Source organism: Desulfovibrio sp. MES5 (assembly GCF_002237645.1).
GTDB lineage: Bacteria > Desulfobacterota > Desulfovibrionia > Desulfovibrionales > Desulfovibrionaceae > Desulfovibrio.
Window position 1 is genome coordinate 1 of record NZ_MJUZ01000003.1, and the last position, 19,785, is coordinate 19,785.

The 19,785-nt window shown below is 57.3% G+C and carries 15 protein-coding genes; 1 reads left to right on the forward strand and 14 read right to left on the reverse strand.

Annotated elements, in window-relative coordinates; translation table 11 throughout:
• Window positions 1-172: 172 nt before the first annotated feature.
• The 5 genes from BCS36_RS00775 to BCS36_RS00795 all read right to left on the reverse strand — a co-directional run bounded on the left by BCS36_RS00775 (window position 173) and on the right by BCS36_RS00795 (window position 4,580).
• Complete coding sequence (locus BCS36_RS00775) at window positions 173-823, reverse strand: energy transducer TonB (RefSeq protein ID WP_291301031.1); 651 nt, start codon at window positions 821-823, stop codon at window positions 173-175.
• 17 nt (window positions 824-840) lie between these two features.
• Window positions 841-1,308, reverse strand: coding sequence for a protein TolR (gene tolR / locus BCS36_RS00780; protein WP_291301032.1), 468 nt, complete (start codon window positions 1,306-1,308; stop codon window positions 841-843).
• 2 nt (window positions 1,309-1,310) lie between these two features.
• Complete coding sequence (locus BCS36_RS00785; protein WP_291301033.1) at window positions 1,311-2,000, reverse strand: MotA/TolQ/ExbB proton channel family protein; 690 nt, start codon at window positions 1,998-2,000, stop codon at window positions 1,311-1,313.
• Window positions 2,001-2,307: 307 nt separating this feature from the next.
• Window positions 2,308-4,188 carry a cation-translocating P-type ATPase gene (locus tag BCS36_RS00790; protein ID WP_291301034.1) on the reverse strand — a complete coding sequence of 627 codons (1,881 nt, stop codon included), beginning with the start codon at window positions 4,186-4,188 and terminating at the stop codon, window positions 2,308-2,310.
• Window positions 4,189-4,304: 116 nt separating this feature from the next.
• The gene (locus BCS36_RS00795; protein ID WP_291301035.1) at window positions 4,305-4,580 is read right to left on the reverse strand and encodes a metal-sensing transcriptional repressor; all 276 of its coding nucleotides are present in this window, start codon (window positions 4,578-4,580) and stop codon (window positions 4,305-4,307) included.
• Between the two features lie 574 nt (window positions 4,581-5,154).
• On the opposite strand from BCS36_RS00795, the gene BCS36_RS00800 reads away from it, so the two are divergent.
• On the forward strand, window positions 5,155-6,150 hold the full coding sequence (locus BCS36_RS00800; RefSeq protein ID WP_291301036.1) for an AraC family transcriptional regulator: 996 nt from the start codon (window positions 5,155-5,157) through the stop codon (window positions 6,148-6,150).
• A 119-nt stretch (window positions 6,151-6,269) separates the two neighbouring features.
• Here BCS36_RS00800 and BCS36_RS00805 read toward each other — a convergent pair whose 3' ends face one another.
• From BCS36_RS00805 to BCS36_RS00845, 9 genes are all read right to left on the reverse strand, one after another.
• Window positions 6,270-7,418: a hydroxymethylglutaryl-CoA reductase gene (locus tag BCS36_RS00805; protein ID WP_291301037.1), complete on the reverse strand. Its 1,149-nt coding sequence runs from the start codon at window positions 7,416-7,418 to the stop codon at window positions 6,270-6,272.
• Between the two features lie 334 nt (window positions 7,419-7,752).
• Window positions 7,753-9,093, reverse strand: a complete 1,341-nt coding sequence (locus tag BCS36_RS00810) for an ABC transporter permease (protein ID WP_291301038.1) — start codon at window positions 9,091-9,093, stop codon at window positions 7,753-7,755.
• 38 nt (window positions 9,094-9,131) lie between these two features.
• Window positions 9,132-10,370: an ABC transporter permease gene (locus BCS36_RS00815; RefSeq protein WP_291301039.1), complete on the reverse strand. Its 1,239-nt coding sequence runs from the start codon at window positions 10,368-10,370 to the stop codon at window positions 9,132-9,134.
• Window positions 10,367-11,083 carry an ABC transporter ATP-binding protein gene (locus tag BCS36_RS00820; protein ID WP_291301040.1) on the reverse strand — a complete coding sequence of 239 codons (717 nt, stop codon included), beginning with the start codon at window positions 11,081-11,083 and terminating at the stop codon, window positions 10,367-10,369. The genes BCS36_RS00815 and BCS36_RS00820 overlap by 4 nt, the downstream gene beginning before the upstream one ends.
• On the reverse strand, window positions 11,080-12,366 hold the full coding sequence (locus BCS36_RS00825) for an efflux RND transporter periplasmic adaptor subunit (protein WP_291301041.1): 1,287 nt from the start codon (window positions 12,364-12,366) through the stop codon (window positions 11,080-11,082). Before BCS36_RS00825 ends, BCS36_RS00820 begins: the two co-directional genes overlap by 4 nt.
• 11 nt (window positions 12,367-12,377) lie before the next feature.
• Complete coding sequence (locus BCS36_RS00830; RefSeq protein ID WP_291301042.1) at window positions 12,378-14,144, reverse strand: ABC transporter ATP-binding protein; 1,767 nt, start codon at window positions 14,142-14,144, stop codon at window positions 12,378-12,380.
• Window positions 14,138-15,904 (reverse strand): ABC transporter ATP-binding protein, encoded by a 1,767-nt coding sequence (locus tag BCS36_RS00835; RefSeq protein WP_291301043.1) that lies wholly within the window; start codon window positions 15,902-15,904, stop codon window positions 14,138-14,140. Before BCS36_RS00835 ends, BCS36_RS00830 begins: the two co-directional genes overlap by 7 nt.
• Window positions 15,905-15,989: 85 nt before the next feature.
• Window positions 15,990-18,140: a TonB-dependent receptor gene (locus BCS36_RS00840; protein ID WP_291301044.1), complete on the reverse strand. Its 2,151-nt coding sequence runs from the start codon at window positions 18,138-18,140 to the stop codon at window positions 15,990-15,992.
• A 79-nt stretch (window positions 18,141-18,219) separates the two neighbouring features.
• On the reverse strand, window positions 18,220-19,653 hold the full coding sequence (locus BCS36_RS00845) for an MATE family efflux transporter (RefSeq protein ID WP_291301045.1): 1,434 nt from the start codon (window positions 19,651-19,653) through the stop codon (window positions 18,220-18,222).
• Window positions 19,654-19,785 lie beyond the last annotated feature (132 nt).

Genomic DNA, 19,785 nt, shown 5'->3' on the forward strand with positions numbered 1-19,785 from the left:
CAGGTGGGGTTCCAGGAGAGCCCAAGCTTCATCGGATAAGTCGTGTCGCCGCTGTACGTTTTTCATGAAAGCACCCTCCGCATATGGTGCTCTCTTATAACCAAAAACTCGTGTAGACACAACCTAGCACAGATATTTTTTGAACATCCAAAGCGAATGTTGAAAAAAAGCTCTATCTCAGCCGAAAAGCGAAGGGCAGCACCACCAACGTGTTTACCGGTTGCCCTTTGAGTTTTCCGGGGGCAAAACGCATGTTTCTTGCGGCAGTGAGGGCGGCCTCTTCAAAATAGCCGTCCGGCGTCGCGCTGATAACTTCGCAGTTACGGGGCTGGCCGGAAGAATCCACCACAAGGCGCACCTTGACGGACCCCTGCACGTTCATGCGCCGGGCCTTGGTGGGGTATTCAGGCTCAACGCGCCGGGTAATGCTCGGGCGTTGATCCAGCGTATCACTCTCATAGGCGCTGAATCCACCTACTGTACGCGGCTGGGGGCCAGCGGGAACAGATGGCGGCGGGGGCGGAGTGGCTGCCTGCTCCTTGGGCACGGGCTTGTCGCTCTTTTTGGGGCTGATCTTTTTCACATCCGGCTTTGGTGTTTCCAGCTTTTGGGGCTGAACTTCCGACTTTTGGGGTTCCGGCGGCGGGGGCGGTGCTGGCGGCTCAACCGCTGTTGGGGGGGGAGGCGTCAGAGCGGGGGCCGGGGCAAACTCGGCCAGGGCCACACGGTACACTCTTTCCGCGTTGTTTGGAGCTTCCCTGGCAAGAAACACAAAGCCGCCCAGCAGCAGAAAATGCATGCTCAGGGAAAAGAACAGGGTCATGCCACGAGCGCCCACCTTCATTGCAGATTGTCCTTCTTGCTGCCGGGAGTCGCTGCCCCCCCGGTTTCCGCGCCGGAGGCGTCGTCGGGCAGGGATGTGGTCACAAGGCCCACGTCGCTGACGCCCGCACCGCGCACGCGATCCATAACGTGCATGACCATGCCGTACGGCACGTCTTTGTCTGCGCGCACAAAAAGCTGACGTCCGGCGTTCTTCACACGTGCGGTAAGCACTTCGGGCAGGTCGGCCAGCCCAGTTTCATACTCGTCAAGGTACAGAGCCCCGTTGGACTTGATGGTCAGGATGATGTGATCATCCTCAGTGGGCAAAACCTCTGAAGTATCCACCTTGGGCAGGGCCACATCAAGCCCTTCGGTCATCATCGGGGCCGTGACCATAAAGATGATCAGCAGCACCAGCATGACGTCCACGAAGGGGGTCACGTTGATGTCGGCGACAAAATCATCGTCTGTGGATGCGGCCATGATCAGCGCTCCTCGGCAAAGCTGATGCCCTTGCTGTATCCCGGCGCTTCGTGCTGCAGCCGATTGAGCAATTGCCCGGCGTAGTTGATGCACACACCCTCAATGTAAGCCAGCTTTGCCCTGAACACGTTGTAGCCGCACACAGCAGGTATGGCCACAAACAGGCCGACCGCCGTGGCAATAAGCGCCTCGGCGATACCGGGGGCCACTGTCGCCAGCGAAACGCTCTTCATCTGGGCTATGGCCGTAAAGGAATGCATGATTCCCCACACTGTGCCAAACAGGCCGATGAATGGAGCCGTATTGGCGGCGGTGGCCAACAGAGCCAGTGAGGATTTGAGCCGTGCGACTTCTTCTGCAATGGCAAAATGCAGCGCGCGGCGTACGTTGTCATTAAGCAGGCGATCAGTATCGCCCGTGCGTGTAAGGCGGTTATACTCACGTACGGCACGGCGGGTGATGCCGTACAGGGGGGACTGCCTGTCAGCCTCCATCGCGGGCAGTGCCTGGCTCAGATCCGCAGCATCGTCAAAGGCCACAAGTCCGTTTTTGGTACGGTTCTGTGCTGCGCGCAGCGTGAACCATTTGCCGCACATATACGCCCAGCTGGCTACAGACATAAACAGCAGCAGCACCAACACGCACTTTGAAATAAGTGTGGCCTGCAATACGGCCTCAATCATAGAATTCACTCTTCTTCCCCTTTCTCGAATTTTAAAATGGAAACAGCGCTGTCAGATTAAGCTGGAGAGCTTACTGAGTTAACCCAGTTCGAACTGTTCATGCGCGCGCGTGAAGTCTACACATCGGGTAACAGACTTATTTTTAATGTGTAAACTGCACGCGGGAACATGGCCTAATCTGACAATGATGAAATAGAAATTTAAATTCTATTTTAGTTTGTTAATGCCTTTCCGTCAAGATTATTGAGCCGTATCGGTTATTGCTCTATCCGCTCCGGGTTGCGGCTGTATGGGGTCAGATTAGCTACTGATGCAGCTACATAGCGGTGGGCATCAGCTTTCGTTCGTACAGACGGGCGGCATTGAGCACAACCAGAACGGAGCCGGCGTTGTGTACGAGGGCCCCCGTTATGGGATTGAGCAAGCCCATGACCGACATGCTGATGGCGACAAGGTTGATTGCCATCGACAGAGTGATGTTGAATTTGATGGTATTGACCGTGGCATCGGAAAGGCGCTTAAGGTAGGGAATTTTTGTAATGTCGTCGCCCATCAGCGCCATATCGGCCGCGTCGATGGCAATATCGCTGCCCATAGAACCCATCGCCACGCCAACATCAGCGGTTTTTAACGCCGGGGCGTCATTCACGCCATCACCTATCATGCACACAACATGGCCTTGTTGCTGCAATGTTCTGATGTGTTCAACCTTCTGCGCCGGAAGCAGTTCGGAGTAAACAAGGTCAATGCCGGCCCGTTCGGAAAAGTAGCTGGCCGTTTGGGCATGGTCGCCAGTCAGAAGCACAAGGCCTGTTCCCATATCATGTAGTTTTTTCACCATATCTTGCGCGTTGGTCCGTAATGTGTCCGAAAATGCCACTGCACCGGCGCAGACGCCATCAAGGGCGACTAAAATCACTGCCTTGCCCTGCTTGCGCAGGTTTTCCAGAGTGGCGGCAGCGCTTTTATCCACATCTACAGCATTGTCCTGCAAGTAGCCGATGTTCCCCATAAGCGCGCTGACGCCGCCGACAGTGGCGCTGATCCCCTTGCCGGGGGTCATGATGGAGCCGTCTGCCTTTGCCAGAGAAATATTCTTTTCTCTGGCATGAGCCACCATAGCCTTGCCAAGCGGGTGTTCTGACAGAGCTTCCACCGAAGCGGCAAGTTGCATCAGGTCGTGAGGCGTTTTTTCAGGCAGGAAGGAGATGATGTCGCTGACAACCAGCGTGCCGTGGGTGAGTGTTCCGGTTTTGTCAAAAGCTATGCGGTCAACCTTGCCCATATTCTCCAAGGCTTCACCGGATTTAATCAAAACGCCCTGCCTGGTGGCCTGACCAATGGCAGCCATGATGGACGTGGGAGTCGCCAGCGCCAGAGCGCAGGGGCAGAATACCACAAGAACGGTAACAGCCCGCACGATATCGTTTGTGATGGCGTATGCGCCCATGGCAATTATCATTGCTATGGGAACAAGCCATGCGGCCCACTTGTCCACAATGCGCTGCATGGGCGCTTTACTGTTTTCCGCTTCCTGCACCATGCTGACAAGTTTTTGTAGAGAAGAATCCTCGCCAATCCTGGCAGCTTCAATATCAATCGTCCCGAAACGGTTGATTGTACCGCTGAAGACGTCTTCCCCCACGGCTTTGTCCACTGGCAGAAATTCACCGGTCATGGCTGACTGGTCTATGGATGTGTTGCCCCTGCGGATAGTTCCGTCCACAGGGATGGTTTCACCCGGCAAAATCCGCAGCAGGTCGCCGCAACGAATACTTTCAACAGCGATCATTTCCTCATTTATGGTTTCGCCGTGGCACGTAAGCCTGCGGCCCTGCAAAGGCACGAGACTGATTAATTCCTTTATCCCTTTTTTGGCCTTTTCTACGGTTCTTTCTTCCAGAATGGCGCCGACAGCCATAATGAACGCTACCTCGCCGGCGGCGAACAATTCCCCAATATATATGCACGCGAACATGGCTATGGAGATAAGCAGGGCGGATGTGATACGGCGCTCAAAAAAGACGCGGGTCAGGGCGAGATAAACCAAGGGAAAGCCGCAAATAAAAACCGTAACCCAGGCCGGATCCAGCGGCACAGAAATATTCCCCAACAGGATCACCAGACTGGCGGCCAGAAATGCTCCTCCCAGCAGGGTCATGCGTGTTCCGGACAGGCAGTTGAAGAGCGTTTTCATGAAGAGCGCTTCCTTTTTGCGGTATAAAAGGTGGCTGTTTTATATACTATATACCCCTATTAGGTATATGAACTGTTGCAAAAAATATATGCGGCGGCGCCGCATATATTATAAAGTCAAACAATTCTGGAAAACTGCTCAATGGCCGATGTCAGCCGTTTCAGGACCTCGGCTTCATTTCCGTTCTTGACGCCATCCAGGACGCAATGCTGCATATGGCCCTCAAGAACCACCTGTCCTGCTTTGTGCAGGGCAGACTTGGCCGCGCCGATCTGAATAAGAACGTCCTCACAAGGCCTGCCATGCTCGACCATTTTTATAATGCCTTTGATCTGGCCCTCAATACGCCGCAGCCGTTTGGCAACAGCCTCGACATCCATACAGTCGCTCATGCTTCCACCTTCATTTTTTTGATCACAATACCGTATGGGGGTATGGTGTCAATGGCCGCAGGCGCGCGCTTTTGGCATGAGGCGTCTGCCTTGTACGACAATGGATGAGCAGGGTTGAAGAGTCTTGAATATGATTCATTGTGCTCAAGTATCATTGAGCGTCGCCAATCCTCATGCCACGGCGGTAAAATGAAATGGCGCTTCGGTTGAAGCTTCGCCAGTGCGGTATGGTTTGAACTTTCTTTGGCAGGGCTGCTTTTTGCCTCCCGGCATTCACGACGGCCCTTGGTTACGGTTACGGAGAACAGTACTCGGCGGTTCGCCTTTTTCCTCCGCAGAAGCGACTGCCAGGATAGACGGATCAGATCCTGTGTCTGCCGTGTGGTGTTCTGAGCGTAAGCAGGCACATAAGAACTATTTTATATTCTGCTCACTAATATACTTGAAAAATTGATAATTATCAGGAATTATATGAAATTGAAATTCAATTTTTACAAAATCCGTAACTAATGGTATCAGCTGCGTATGTAGACACTGAAAAGGGTGCCATAAGGGACAAGTTGGGGGTGATGTCATGAATATGTGCACGGAACAGGTTTCCAAGTACTTTCCCCGGGAAAAAGGCCTGACCTACAGCCGGGACAAAGATGGCGCAGCTGGCGTTGTTTCCGAAAGAAGCCAGCCATTTCCGGACGTTTTTCTTGAGGTATTGCCACACAACATTTTAAAAAATGAATTACGGGTACGGTTCGCCACGGAGATACCTTCAAGCCAGGCGCGTCTCCTTGTTTTTTCATTGTGCCTTGCCGGTCTGGTCACGACATACATCGAATCGGACCCACCGGATGTGGTCGCCCAAGGGCAAAATCAGCTCGCGGTATATCACTATTCTACTGTGCGGGGAGAGTCCGTCTTTCAGCGGGGCGAACTCTCGATGGTCAACATCTGCATAAGCTTTGAGACGCTGGAGCGCCTGTACGGCAAAAATCCGGCGCAGCCCTGGCTGCTCAGAACGTCTGACCGCAAGAAGCTGCACATTCAGGTGGTGACGGCTCCGCTGCTGTTGCTGGAGGCAGGCAGGCGGCTGATCCTGCCGCCTGTCAAAGGGCAGGCAAAAGACATGTACAGGCGGGGAGCATGCCTTGAATTTCTTGCCCTTGCGCTTGAATCTCTGCAAAAGCTGTCTGGTGCGGCAGCGCCGATGCTTCTCAGCCAGCAGGATATGGCGCAGCTGACCCTTGTTAAGCACCGGCTTGAGAGCTCTTTTGAACACCCGCCGTCATTGCAGGAATTGAGCAAAATGTTCATCCTCAATGAATACAAGCTGAAAAAGGGATTCAAGCAGCTTTTCGGTATGACCGTCAGCGGGTACGTGCAGTTTTGTCGCGTCAATCATGCCTACAAGCGTTTTCTGGATGGCGAATCCAACGTCAGCCAGTGCGCATGGGAGGCGGGTTATACCAATGTGAGCCATTTCATCACGGCGTTCCGCAAGCACTATGGCTGCACGCCCGGCAAATTTATTCTCAGGCAGAAAGACATTATTACCCGTCTCAGCATGCCAGGGTAGGCTGTTTTTATTCTGCATGTCCTGGATGTTGCTAGCCGCATTTGCTGGCGTTTACAGGCATCTCCCACTGTGCGCACCTCGGTAGGGAGATGCCTGTTTCCACATCAGGCGGCAGCCTTTCAACGGGCCAGGCGTTCGTGAGCTGCCGCGAAATGGTCGGAAGCCACTGCGGCGAGAAGCGACAGTTCGCCGGCAAGGCACGTGGCGGCGCAAACCTCTGCCAGCGCAAAGGACTGGCCCCTGCCGGCAAGCTGAAGCATCTTCAACCCCACGGCCTGCGAAGGCAGTTTGGTGCCGCCGCCCACGGTTCCCACAATGATGTTGGGCAGGGTGAGCGTCACGTACAGGTTGCCGTTGTCCTCCACTTCCATTCTCGTGACGCCGACGCTGGATTCGGAAACGCAGGCGGCGTCCTGTCCCGTAGCCAGATACAGGGCCGCCAGCCCGTTGGAAAAATGGGCCTGAATGCCCATAGCGCCGCTCATGATTCCGCCCATTGCAGTCATCATCCAGACCTGTTGCATATCTTTTGCGGAAACATGCAAATAGCGCCTCACCAGCGCATCGGGCAGGGATGCTTCCACAGTGACCTTCTTGCCCCGTACAGACAGCAGGGAAAGCCATGTAGCCTTTTTGTCGCCGGACAGGTTGGCTTCAACATAGCTCCGTACAGGTTTGACGGGAGAATGTTTACGTATCCAGCCCACCACTGCCGCCGCGGCGATGGTGACCATGTTCTGTCCGGCGGCCTCGCCCGTGTAAAAATCCAGATTTATGTAAACATGGTTGCCTTCAAAGGTGACCCGCATGTCCACAAGCTTGCCGTGGCGCGTTGTTCTGGCCGCTTCGGCGCAAAATGTTTCAAAGTGCTTTACGGCCCACTGGGCGAACGAGCGGGCTTCCTGCATATTACGGAAAATAAAGCCCGGAGACCGGGACACCGCCGAATCATGTATCAGCGTCGAGCAACCTCCGGCGGCAGTGATCAGGCGGGAACCCCTGTGATATGACGCCACAAGGGCGGCTTCCGTGGTGGCCAGAGGAATATAGAAATCGCCCCTGGCGAACAGGCCGTGGATGCGCAGGGGGCCAGCCACTCCCACAGGTATTTTCAGTGTCCCCACGCAGTTTTCGATGTTTTTTGAATAGACTTTGATACGGCGGCAGGTTTCGTCATCCGCGAGGCACTGCTGGTCGTCCGCATCAAGAGACGTGCATTTTTTAAGGACGTCCCAGTTCCGGGCCAGTGCGGCGGAAGTAAGAGGCATGACGTGCCTGATGTTTGGGCCTTTCGTGACGCTTGCAGAGGCGCGAGGTTCCGCTTCATCTGCCATAAGGCCTGAAAAAAGAGATTCAATGCGTTCAAACCTGCTTTTAGATGTCGGCATATGCTCCTCGGAAAATATTGGACGGCGCGTGGCCGCGGTGATTCCTGTTCCTTCGCGCCGCACGGCACTTCGGAACTGGAATGGCGACGGAATGCCGCCACGAAAACAATGCTGCGAGGCGCCACGAAACCGGATTTCCGCCACAGTGCGCACAGGAACATTGCTTTGCGCGATGATAGTGCGGGATACGTGCGACGTGGATGCTGCTACGGTTTCAGTCTGCCCTCAGTGCCTGTAACACGTTGGTGCGGGCGGCCTTCCACGCCGGATAGGTCCCCGCCAGAATGCCACAGCAGGTCGAAAGCGCGAATACTCCCAGTGAGATGGGCAGGCTGAAATAGGGTGGAAGCGCCCCCGATGCAGCCAAAAACAGGCAGAATGCCAGGGCCGAACAAACGCCCAGAAAGCCTCCGGCCGCGCTCATGAACGCGGCCTCGCCCATAAACTGAAGCAATATCTGCCGCCGGGTCGCACCCGCCACGCGACGTATGCCTATTTCCAGTCTGCGCGACCGGACAAGCAGGGTCATGATGGACAGAATACCCAGCGTGCCGATAGCGAAAGACAGGCCGGAACCGATGATCCCCAGCGTGCGGACAAGCCGCAGGGCGTTGCCCACAAGTTCGTCAACCTGATCACCCATTGTCAGCGTGAAATCGTTCTTGCCGGGCGGCAGGCGATGGCGCTCCCGCAGCAGTGTGTCGATGGAATTTTTCAGGGATTCAAGATCGTTCCTGTCTCGAAGCGCCAGCCATGCCCCGGAAATATGCTCCTGTCTGCCCGTACTTCTTATGTAGGACGCTATGGGAAGGATAAGCAGTTCGTCCATGCGCAGCCCACTGGGGTCCATTCCTTTTTCCTCCATAACGCCTATGACACGCAGGCGGCTTTTTTCCACGCGAACTGTCTCCCCCAATGCCGCTTCCGGGCTGGAGAAAAGCCATTTTGCCAGGGAGTTGCCGAGCAGGCAGACCCGCGCGCCCTCAAGGGCCTCGTCATCGCTGAAAAAACGTCCATGTTCTGGCCTGAAGCGGCGCAGTTCCGGGAAGGCGCTCGTGGTGCCCAGCATCTGGCAGCTGCTGCGCCGCAGTCCGCTGCCCGCCTGGCCGCTGGCAAGTATGAAGGGAACGCCCTGGACAACCTGAGGGAGTCCTTCCACCAGAGCCGTGATGTCTGCTTCGGTCAGTGTGGCGGCCTTGGGTGGCGGCGAAGAGGCGCTTTGCCGCTCTGTGGTTTTTGCGTTTTCTGATATGCTGGTTTGGTTCCCGCCCGGAGCGGCTTTCGAGGATTCGGAAGTCTCTTCGGCTTCATTCACGAGGCGAACAAAGTCCACAGGGCCGGCGGCGACAGTCACAAGGTTGGCTCCAAGCCCTTCTGCTTCATTTTTCAGCTTCAGGTGAACGGACTCAAGCACATGCAGGATGCAGGTGAGCAGCATGGCCCCCATAAACACGCCCAAGGTGGCCAGCGTGGTGCGCAGTTTGTGCCGCATCAGCACGGACCAGATCATGCGTATGGCAAGGACGCTCCGGCGCAGTCGGGCATAGTTCTTCATGCCTTGCCGCACGTGAGTTGAACGTATTGCGTCAGGGATCATACGTTTCCCTTGAGGGCCGTTACCGGCGGCAGCCCGGCAGCGACCCTGGCCGGGCGGACGCCGAAGATGCAGCCGATGGCGCAGGCCACAAGCACGCCCGCCGTAAAGACAAAGGGTGAAAGGCGGATGTGCAGCAGGCCGAAGCGGCTGAGCAGCCCGCCAAAAGCAGCCCCCAGCCCGAGTCCCAGCAGCGCCCCGCCACAACTCAGCAGCAACGCTTCCAGCAGAAATTGTCGGAATATGGCTTGGTGCGAAGCCCCCAGGGCTTTTCTGAGGCCGATTTCCTCGCTTCTGTCCGATACGGCAAGGTAGAACAGGTTGGCCTGGGTAAATCCGCCGACAACCATAGTGACAACAGCTACCAGGCCGAGAAAAATCACAATGCTGCCCTTGACCACATCAACGAACTGCATGATGTCCTGCATGGTTACCAGCAGAAAATCATCAGGGGCGCCGGGCGGCAGGTTGTGCAGGCGCCGCAGCAGGGAGCCCATCTGTTCCCGGTATGAGGCCATGGCTGCCGGGCCGCTGGTTTCAGGAAACGCCACGCGCAGCTGCGTCAGGTACTGGCGCGAAAGGTTGAACCGGCGGATCATTGTGGTGATGGGCACGGTAACTCTGTCGTCAAACTCCACATCGCCTGAAACGAGCCCCTGTCGCGACAATACGCCGATTACCGTCAGAGGCACGCCTTCGGCAACCACCATGCGCCCAAGCGGACTTTGCCCGCCGAAGAGTCTCTCGGCTGTGGCCGCGCCGAGAAAGCATACATTTTCGGCATGCTGCAGATCGTCCTCGGTAAAATCCCTGCCTTCTGCAAGATACCAGCCCCACGAAAGGCCGTGCCACGCGCCCGATCCGGCAAGCGTGTCCACAGTGTGGCGCAGCCCGCCTCCCTGTATGGCCACATTGCTTTTCAGCAGCAGGGGGGCAACGCGCGCGACGCCGGGCATGATTTCGCCGATACGGCGCGCGTCCTCCCAGGTGAGGGTCATAGGGCGCTGGTTCATGGCCTGCTCGACAAGGTTGCCGCCAATAATGTTGATGGCCGTGGGGCCGAATTTGACGGCCAGTTCCTCGGCCTTGCGCTCCGCGCCTTCTATTGACGCCAGAATTACGGTCAGTGCGGCTATGCCCAGGCTGATGGCCCCGGCGATGAACAGGCTGCTGGCCCAGCAGGCTCTTATGGAAAGGCCTGCCTGCCTGAATATGCGGTATGTCTGGCGCAGGTTCATGCCGTGTGATGCGGGAAGATTCTGCCGTCGCGCATGGCGATGCGGCGTGTGGCCGCGGCGGCAGTTTCCCTGCTGTGGGTTACCATGATGATGGTTGTGCCCGAGGCGTTGATGTTCCCCAGCAGATCCAGAATGGCGCGGCTGGTGGCTGTGTCGAGCTGTCCTGTGGGCTCGTCGGCAAGGAGGATGGCGGGACTGTTAAGCAAGGCTCTTGCCAGGGCCACGCGTTGCTGCTGCCCCCCGGAGAGCTGCCCCGGCATATGGTGCATCCTGTCCGCAAGCCCAACCTGTTCCAGCAGCAGTTCAGCCCTCCGGCGCAGCTCGTTTCCCGGTTTATCGCTGTAAACGCCGGGCAGCAGCACGTTGTCCAGGGCGCTTGCGTAGGGAATGAGAAAAAAACTCTGAAAAACGAAACCGAACAGGCTGTTGCGAAAGGCGCTGGCCGCCGTGTCGTCCAGGGCCGTGGCGTCATGCCCCATCAGAAGGTAAGAACCGCCCGTGGCCTGTTCCAGAAGACCGATGATATACAGCAGGGTGGACTTTCCGGAACCGGAGCTGCCGGTAAGGGCGATAAAATCGCCAGGCGGGACTTCGAGGCTGATGTCATGCAGCACTCTGGTTTCAAGCCCGTCCCGCGCAAAGGTCTTGCTCACATGCTCAAGCCTGACGGGCATATGCTCCGCGCCGGGCGGCGCTGTCGCCGCCGCGCTCATTGCAGCCACTCCTTGGGCAGCGGCGTCGGCAGGTCAAGGCTTGTAGCCACTGTCTGCCCTTGGGCCAGCCCTTCGACGACTTCGGTATTGCTGAGCCCGGCAAGGCCCGTGCGTACAGTGACAGGCCGCACGCTGTCGCCGTCGACCACAAATACAACCCTTTTGTCCCCCAGCCATTTGAAGGCCGTATTGGGAACAAGAAGAGCATCGTCTTTTTCAGCGACAAGAATGTTGCACCGCGCGGTCATTTCAGGCCGCAGCTGCAAAGCTGTCTCGGGCGCGAGGCGAACGAGGGCGCGGTAGTAAACAATGTTGTTGCGGATTTCCGGGCCTGGATGGATCAGGTCCACCACTCCCCCGAAGGTCTTGTCGGGAAAGGCCTCGACGGTAAACGTCACGCGCGAGCCCACGCCGACCTGGCCTATATCGTTTTCGTCGACAAACATGCGCAATTCCATACGGCGGGGGTCAAGCACCGTCACAAGGTAGGCTACCTGAAACCCGGCAACCAGGGTTTCCCCTTCCTGAGCGGTAATCTCGCTGACAACGCCGTCCATTGGGCTTATGATGGTCGCGTACGAAAGTCTGGCGTCGGCGGAAACAAGCTCCGCCTCGGATTCGGCTATGGCTTCTTTCAGATAGGCCGTGCGAAGGCCGTATTCCGCTTCCAGCCGCCGCCGGGCGGTCTGGTGCTGCGCGAAAAGCGCCGTCGCCATCTCAGCCGCCTGACGGGCTTTTTCCGCATCGTTCTGCGAAACTCCCGATACTTTGGCCAGCGAGGACATACGCTTGAGATTGCGTTGCGTATAATCCCTTTCGGCCTTGGCCGAAGCCATAAGAGCTTCTGTTTCCATTATTTGCAGAGGGTAGGTCTGCTCGGCGATTTCCAGTTCGGCCCGGAGTTTGCGCAACGTGGCCTCAAGTTTGAGGCATTCGGCCTTTTGTTCGCGGGCGTCCAGTTCTGCGATGATCTGTCCTTTTGTTACCGGATCTCCCAGTTTGACGTTCAGCGTCTGGATGACCCCTGTAAAACGGCTTCCTGTTTTAACTTCCGCGCCTTCTTCGGGCTTTATTATCCCTGTTACGGAAAACTCCTTGCGCAGCGTCCCCTTGCCGACCATGCCCGTACCACGCACCTGAGGTCGGGGCGCAGCTTCGGGGAGCAGCAGAACGCACAGAACAAGCAGCGCCAGCGCTGCCGCAACTGCTGTTTTCGGACGCCGCCGTACACGCTGCTTAGCGGCTATCAGTGCCGCGCGCATTGATGCAAGGCCCTTGCTCATTGACAGTCCTTTCATATGGTCAGGCCGGCCGTGCCGGGCGAGCTGTCCCCGCCTGACGGCAGTTGCCATGTTTTAAGCGTGTTCTGATGACGCCATAGACGGGCATAGACGCCGTCTTTCAGATCCAGCAGGGCCGCATGTGTTCCACTTTCGCATATCCGACCCTGCTCCAGCACCAGAATGGCGTCGGCATTGCGTATGGTTTCAAGGCGGTGGGCGATGACCAGCAAGGTTTTCCCTGCCAGCAGGGAATTCAGTCCCTCCTGAATGTGCAGTTCGTTTTCCGGGTCCAGCGAGGCCGTGGCCTCATCCAGAATGACGACAGGGGCGTTTTTGAGGATGGCCCGCGCAATGGAGATGCGCTGTTTCTCACCGCCGGAAAGCAGCGCGCCGCCTTCGCCGATGCGCGTGTCATACCCATGTTCAAGTTGCTCGATAAAATCGTGGCAGCGCGCCTTGCGGGCGGCCTCCACCACCTCTTCAAAAGCGGCCTCGGGCCGCGCCATGCGGATGTTGCTGCATACCGTGTCGTCAAAAAGGTACACGTCCTGAAAGACGACGCTGAAGTGGGCGTAAAGCTCTTCCGGCTTCACGGCACGGATGTTCGCGCCGCCAAGGGTGATTCTGCCTTCCTCAACATCCCAGAACCGCAGCAGAAGATGGGCCAGGGTGCTTTTGCCGCTGCCGGAATGGCCCACCAGGGCGGTCACGCTGCCTTCCGGCATGGAAAAAGAGACCTTATGGATGACCCTGCCGTTTCCGTAGTCGAAAGAAACGTTCTCAAATTCCACGGCATGTCCCTTGGCTGATTCGTGTCCATGCACGGGCAGGGGCTGCGTCTGCATGATGCCGTACAGGCGCTGGGCTGCGCTGATGCCGTGCCGCAATTCCGGCAGAACCACGCCGAGCTGCTGCATGGGTTCCACAAAGCGGCAGCCTGCCACCAGAAAGAACATGAAGGCCGGAATGCTCGCCGCGCCGGAACCCACAAGGTGAAGCCCGGCCAGCATGGTAGCCAGAAAGCCCAGGTCGAGGGTGCTGGAATAAGCCATGGAAAGGGCGCCGTACTGGCCTTCCATTTTCATGCTCAGCCGCTGGTACTGCTTCCATCTGTCGTACAGGGGCGTGTAGCGCAGGCCGGTCAGGTCGGCAGCCTTGAGCTCGCGTATGCCGCCGACATAGTCCATCAATGAGGCAAAAGCGTCATCACGGGATTTCAGGTAAGCGTGCCCCTGGCTCGCCGTCACACGGCAGGCCAGCAGCATCAGGGGCAGGGCGCATATGACCGAGAGCAGGAGCACCCCGGTGATCTGCCAGCTGAAAAACAGCATGATAAGGCCGAGAAGCAGCGGAAACGCCAGGCAGGCAATGAGATCGAACAGATACATGCCGAAGACGGTTTCCATGCTTTTTATGTCGTCGATGACCGAAGCGGAAAGCTCGCCTGTGTCGCGCGCCTTGAAAAAAGCCAGGGAAAGCCCCCGCAGGTGAGTGCATAGGCGCAGGCGCAGTGATGAACTGATGGCGTAAGCGCCCGTAAAGGCGGCCAGCAGATAGCGCAGGTTGAGAACACAGTAGGCCACGGCCAGGCCTGCCAGCAGACCTATCCAGACGGTCCGGGACAGGGCTCCGCCCCCGTCGTCAGGCATAAGCGTCTGGAGAAGAAAGAACGCCACGACATATGAGGCCTGTTGCGCGCCCATGAGGGCCATATTGAGCGTGCACGCCCGTTTGAGTGAGCCGAGCCCGCCAGCGAGGGTTGAAAGTATGTTCAGCATCTCTGATCGTCCTTCTTTCCGGATGCAATGCTCCACGAACGGGCCTTGTGGTGGGCGTTCCACATGGCGGCATACATGCCGTCACAGGCCAGCAGGCTTTCATGTGTACCGCGCTCGGCGATGGTTCCCTTGTCCATGACGAGAATCTGATCCGCTCCGGCGATGGTGTGCAGGCGGTGCGCCACAGCCACGACCGTACACCCGCGCAGCAGGGTGGACAGGGCTGCCTGGATTTCCGCTTCGCTTTCCGCATCGGCATAGGCTGTGGCCTCATCCAGAATCACGATGGGGGGGTGGCGCAAGGCCATTCTGGCAAGGGCGATACGCTGTTTCTGGCCGCCGCTGAGGTGGGTTTCCCCACCGTCGCCAATGCGCGTGCCGTATCCGTTGGGAAGAGCTTTGATGAACTCGTCGCAGCGGGCCGCAGCGGCAGCGGCCGTGATGGCTTCAGGCGTGGCGGCGGGCATGCCCAGAGCGATGTTTTCGCTCACAGTGGCGGTAAAGATATGGGGAGCCTGAAATACAGGAGCAACAAGACGCGCCAGTTCCGGGGAGGGGAATTCCGCCAGGGCATGACCGCCTATGCGCACGCTGCCCACCGAAATTTCTTCCATGCCCGCCAGTACGGCTGCCAGGGTGCTTTTGCCTGAGCCGCTCGCGCCCACTACCGCTGTTGTGGTTCCGGGCTCGGCGGTGAAGCTGACATTGTGGAGGATGGTTTTGTCGCCAAAACGGACGCAGAGGCTATCCGCTTCTATGCGCGCGGCGCCTGCCGCACCTGCGGAAAGCGTGCCGCGCTTTTCAACGGGAGCCGCGAACACGGCGCGTATGCGCGCCACGCTTTGTCCGGCCTCTGCCGCAATGGCCGCCAGGCGGCTCAGTTTGGTGAGCGGGGAAAGCGAAATGCCGCCGAGCATGAGGAAAAGAGTTACATCCGCCAGGGAGGCATGCCCTGTGATGTAAAGGATGCCGCCGCCGATGGCCGCCACGGTGAAGGGCATGACCGTCAGCGATGAAAACATGGCCCAGCGCGGCGCGAAAACCTTGTAGCCCAGCACCTGGATTTCCCTGAACGCCTCCACTGCCTCGCGCATTTTGGCAAAGGAGTCCACGCCCCGGTTGAAGAGTTTGATCACGGGCATGCCCCGCACAAATTCCACCACTGCCGCATTGAGATTTTCCAGCGCCTCGTTATAGGTTTTCCAGATATTGTTTTTGCCCATGGCGGCATAGCTGCCCGCCTGAAGCGCCAGGCACAACACAAAGAGCGGAATCAGCAGAAGTCCCAGTTTCCAGTTGATCCAGGTCAGGCAGGAAAGCGCCGTCAGGGGGAGCACCAGAGCCGATATGGCGTCGGGGATGTGATGGGCGATGAAGCCGTCGATCTGGCCGACATCGGTTGTGAACACTTTTTTCAGTCCGCCCGTGGACTGCCCGGAATGCCAGTGGAGCGGCAAATCGCCCAGATGCGTCAACAGCCTGTGGCGCAGGTTTGTGGAAACATGCAGGGCCGCGAAGTGTGAAAGGGCTATGGAGGAGAGCTGAAAGGCCCAACGGGCAAAAACGGCCAGCGCCGCATAGCAGAAGAACGTGGTGATGTTGCCCTGAACGGCGTGGCCCATGAGTTGTTCCATGATCAGCCAGGCCATCAGGAAAGGGACGGGAATAAGCAGGGCGTCCAGAGCGCCAAAGAAAATGGCTCCGCCAAGCATAAGCCGGGAACGGGAGGAAAGGCGGATCAGTTTTGTTGTATTTTCCATGAGATGCGGTCACTCTGTGGGGTGGGTAAATTTCCGCCCGCCGCGGAGAACCCGGGCGGGCGGGGACAGATTCCAGTAAACCAGATCAGAAGGTGTACTGCGCCTGCACGCCTATTTCACGGGGGCGGGCCATCATGCCGATGTTGGAAGCGGGCGTGTAGTAGGAAAGGTAATTTCGGTTGGTAAGGTTATTGCCGTAAAGATACACGCCAAAGCCTTCATATTCGTAACCGATGCGGGCATTGAGCAGGGTGATGTCGCCACGCTGTTCTTTGTTGTCTTCACTCCAGTAGAGAGCGCCTATCTGCTGCACTTCACCGCGGGCAAAGATGCCTGTTTCGTGACGGTACTGAAGGGCAAACAAGGCCGTGTAATCGGGCGTGTAGGGAACCTTGTTGCCCGAATAGTCCCTGTCCTTCTGGGTAAATTCGTCAAATTTTGCGTTGGTGTAACCGAAGCTGGCCTCGGCATCCAAACCAGGCAAAAGGTGGGCCAGAGCGTCAACTTCGAAACCGTAACTTCTGGCGGAACCGGCGTTGCTGCTCAGGTACTGGCCCGATCCAGCATCGTACTTGAAGATTTGAAGGTTATCGAAAGTTGAATAAAAAAGAGCCGCGTTAAGCTGAAGTTTTTTGTCAAACCATTCTGTCTTTGTGCCGAGTTCATAGTTCCAGGCGGTCTGAGAATCGTATTTCATGTTGAAGCCGGTACTGCTTACATTATTGAAGCCGCCCGGAATAAAACTGCGGTTAACCCCCGCGTACATCATGAAATCGTCAGTAAACTGATAGCTGAGATTAAACTTGGGCAGCAGTTCCATCCACGAATCGTCATGCGTTTTATCAACTTTTGCCAGCTGTTGCGTGAACCCGAAATCTGGAAGGCTCATGGTGGAATCATTGCGAATGTTGATCTTTTTGTGCGTATACTGGCCGCGTAACGCGCCCGTGGCCCGCAGTTTGGAGATCAGAGGGACACTCAGTTCGCCAAAGGCGGCATAGTCCTGTGTGTATTCGTGACTGGGCTGATTTTGATACGTGGTGGCCGTGGTGGTGAAGCCCGGTATGCCAGTGGGATAGTCTTTAACCTTGGCGTCGCTGTACACGCTGCGGATGTGCATATCTGTATAGCCGCCAAACACGCCGGCCAGCCAGGTTACGCCGTCAGCGCTGTCCGGGGATTTGATGCGCAACTCCTGCGTGAATTCCTTGCGCTCGTTCTTGCGCCCGGTATCAAAATTTTCTGCGCTGGCTCCCAGAGGATTCAACATCAATGGATTATACACAAACGCCATGTCGCAGGCGTAGTCCAGAAACTCGCTGCGGAAGGTCGTGATGGATTCCAGAATAAGAGGCTCAAAATTCACCGTTGCCGTAAGAGCCATATTGAGAATGTCAGTGTTGAGATAGTCGCCGTCATTGAGCGGGGAATCCAGCGTGGGGCTCTCGCCCCATATGGCATTGGAATACCCGTCGCGGCGTGCGGTGTAGTTTATGTAGAAGTTAAATTCCGTGTCCTTGGTGGGAGTAAAGCGCAGTTGCCCCTTGACCCGTTCCGTGCGTTCCCTGTTGCCGTCGGACGTGTCGTCGTGCTCCATGAAGCCGTTGGTGGTGTTGTGCTGGCCTGAAACCGAAAAGAAGAGCTTGTCTTCGATAATGGGGCCGCTGACGGTGCCGCCGGCCTTGAAGGTGTTGTAAGAACCGTATTCGGTCTGGATCCCGCCGTGCCATTCATTGCCTGGCTTGCGGGAAATGACGTTGATGACGCCGCCCATGGCGTTTTTGCCGTAGATGGCGCTCTGGGGGCCGCGCAGAACTTCCACGCGCTCCACATTCATGAGAGGCGCATCCAGATTGAAGTACGTATCCACCGGCACGCCGTCCACATACATGACAATGGGGCTCGTGGACGTGCCGGGTGATGTGGTCACCCCGCGGAAGGACATCAGGCTCGCACCGCCGATAAAGGGGCTGAGGTTCAGGTTGGGAACCCGCTGCATGACGCGTTCGATGGTGTCCACCTTGGCGTCTTCAAGCTTCTCGCTTGTGAGGACTGAGATGGAAGAAGGCGTTTTCTGCACATCCGTGGCCCGTTTGTCAGCTGTGACAATAACGGTCGGGAGCCGGTAGTTTTCTTTTTCCTCAGTGGCCGTGTCTTCGGCCAGCGCTCCACCCGGAAAGGCCAGAGTCAGGCAAAGGGCCAGGGCCGCAATGCCCCGGCGGGTTTGGTTATGCACATGTTTTGGATGTTTCTGCCCCGCGGATCTGTTGTGCGACATTACTTTTCCTTCCGTTGTTAATAGACAAGCGAACAGCTCATACGCCCGAGTGCGAGGGCTCCGATGCAGAATCATGAACCCCGGCGCGGGCGTCAGCCCCCCTGTTGCCAAAAAACAGCCTGACAACCCTGCGTCCCAGCAGCAGGGCTACCAGCGTGATGCCGATCACCAGCGCAAACCACCAGCCGACAACCCCATAGTCAGGAATGAATCGACGCAAGCCGAAAGGCAGGGGCATGCCAGAAAGGGCGTAGCCCAGAGGAAAGGCTAGCAGCCAATAGGTGCCGCTGGTGATAAGAAAAGGAATCACCGTGTCCTCAATGCCTCGCAACGCCCCGTTGAGGCATATCTGCACCGCGTCGACCAGCTGGAACAGCGCCGCGACCATCAGAATGCTCGTGGCCAGGCTGATAACGGCGCCGTCACCGGAGTACACCCCCGCCACCGCTTCCGCACAGAGCCACATTGTTATGGTCAACGCCAGTCCAACGCCGCATCCGGCGGCCACGGAAGTAAGGACGGCTTCCTGTTCACCCTTGCGGTTGTCCTTTCCCCGTTCGTTGGCGACCAGAATGCTGGTACCCATGGCAATGCTGGTAGGAATGGCGAACAGAACCATCATGAAGTTAAAGGAAATCTGATGGGCGGCGATGGGGACGGCCCCTCCGGTGCTGATGCACAGCGCAATGGCGGACAGAACGAGAAATTCAGAAATAAGGGCGATGCCTATGGGCAGCCCCACGGCCGCCAATGTGCCAATGCTTTTCCGGACGGGACGCGCCCACGATGACAGCAGGCGGCGGTGGCGATACTTCGGGGTGATGCTCACATAGGCGGCGAAGAGCAGTGTTGAGAGCGCCATGCTGATGCCCGTGGCAAGGCCGCTGCCGGCAACGCCCATGCTGGGCATGCCCAGGTTGCCGAATATCAGGCCGTAGTTGAGCACGATATTGACCAGAACGGTAATGATGGAAATAACCGTGGCGGGCAGCACGTTTTTTTGCCCGTCGCAGTAAAAGCGCATGCCAATGGCGAGGCTGGAGAAGGGCAGACCCCATACGAGATAGTTCAGGTAAATCGCGGCCTGTTCGGCCACATCCGGCGTGACGCCAAAAAGCGTCAGATTGGGCGGAACCAGTAGCAGCAGTCCCATCCCGGCCAGCCCGAGCATCAGGGCGAGCCAGAGCCCCTGACGTCCCGTGGCGACCAGTTCATCGTGTCGGCCGCCGCCATGATGCTGCGAAACTACAATCATGACGCCGTAAAGCGTGCCTGTGATGAACATCTGCACAGGAACCCATATGGCGGATCCCACGGCCACACCGGCCTGGTACACGGTGCCCAGGCTTCCGGACATGATCGTGTCGGCCATGCCCGAAGCCAGATATGCGTACTGGGATAACAGAATAGGACCCGCCAGCAGCAGCAGCGCGCGGAAATGGCGGCCAAGTTTCATATGCTTATGGGACATGAACGACTCCGGCATGAATCCATTATGGGGCTGCAATACCCCCAGACAGGCACTCCGAGAACTCTATGGAATACCGCGGCCGGAGTATCCCCGAGGTGGGAGCGATTTTGCCCTGAATTGAAAATGAATTTT

Excerpts from the sequence above, each read along its gene's own strand:
- tolR (WP_291301032.1), bottom strand. The coding sequence starts at position 1,308 with ATGGCCGCATCCACAGACGATGATTTTGTCGCCGACATCAACGTGACC.
- BCS36_RS00795 (WP_291301035.1), bottom strand. The coding sequence starts at position 4,580 with ATGAGCGACTGTATGGATGTCGAGGCTGTTGCCAAACGGCTGCGGCGT.
- BCS36_RS00805 (WP_291301037.1), bottom strand. The coding sequence starts at position 7,418 with ATGCCTCTTACTTCCGCCGCACTGGCCCGGAACTGGGACGTCCTTAAA.
- BCS36_RS00820 (WP_291301040.1), bottom strand. The coding sequence starts at position 11,083 with ATGAGCGCGGCGGCGACAGCGCCGCCCGGCGCGGAGCATATGCCCGTC.
- BCS36_RS00830 (WP_291301042.1), bottom strand. The coding sequence starts at position 14,144 with ATGCTGAACATACTTTCAACCCTCGCTGGCGGGCTCGGCTCACTCAAA.
- BCS36_RS00815 (WP_291301039.1), bottom strand. The coding sequence starts at position 10,370 with ATGAACCTGCGCCAGACATACCGCATATTCAGGCAGGCAGGCCTTTCC.
- BCS36_RS00825 (WP_291301041.1), bottom strand. The coding sequence starts at position 12,366 with ATGAGCAAGGGCCTTGCATCAATGCGCGCGGCACTGATAGCCGCTAAG.
- BCS36_RS00775 (WP_291301031.1), bottom strand. The coding sequence starts at position 823 with ATGACCCTGTTCTTTTCCCTGAGCATGCATTTTCTGCTGCTGGGCGGC.
- BCS36_RS00790 (WP_291301034.1), bottom strand. The coding sequence starts at position 4,188 with ATGAAAACGCTCTTCAACTGCCTGTCCGGAACACGCATGACCCTGCTG.
- BCS36_RS00800 (WP_291301036.1), top strand. The coding sequence starts at position 5,155 with ATGAATATGTGCACGGAACAGGTTTCCAAGTACTTTCCCCGGGAAAAA.
- BCS36_RS00835 (WP_291301043.1), bottom strand. The coding sequence starts at position 15,904 with ATGGAAAATACAACAAAACTGATCCGCCTTTCCTCCCGTTCCCGGCTT.
- BCS36_RS00845 (WP_291301045.1), bottom strand. The coding sequence starts at position 19,653 with ATGTCCCATAAGCATATGAAACTTGGCCGCCATTTCCGCGCGCTGCTG.
- BCS36_RS00810 (WP_291301038.1), bottom strand. The coding sequence starts at position 9,093 with ATGAAGAACTATGCCCGACTGCGCCGGAGCGTCCTTGCCATACGCATG.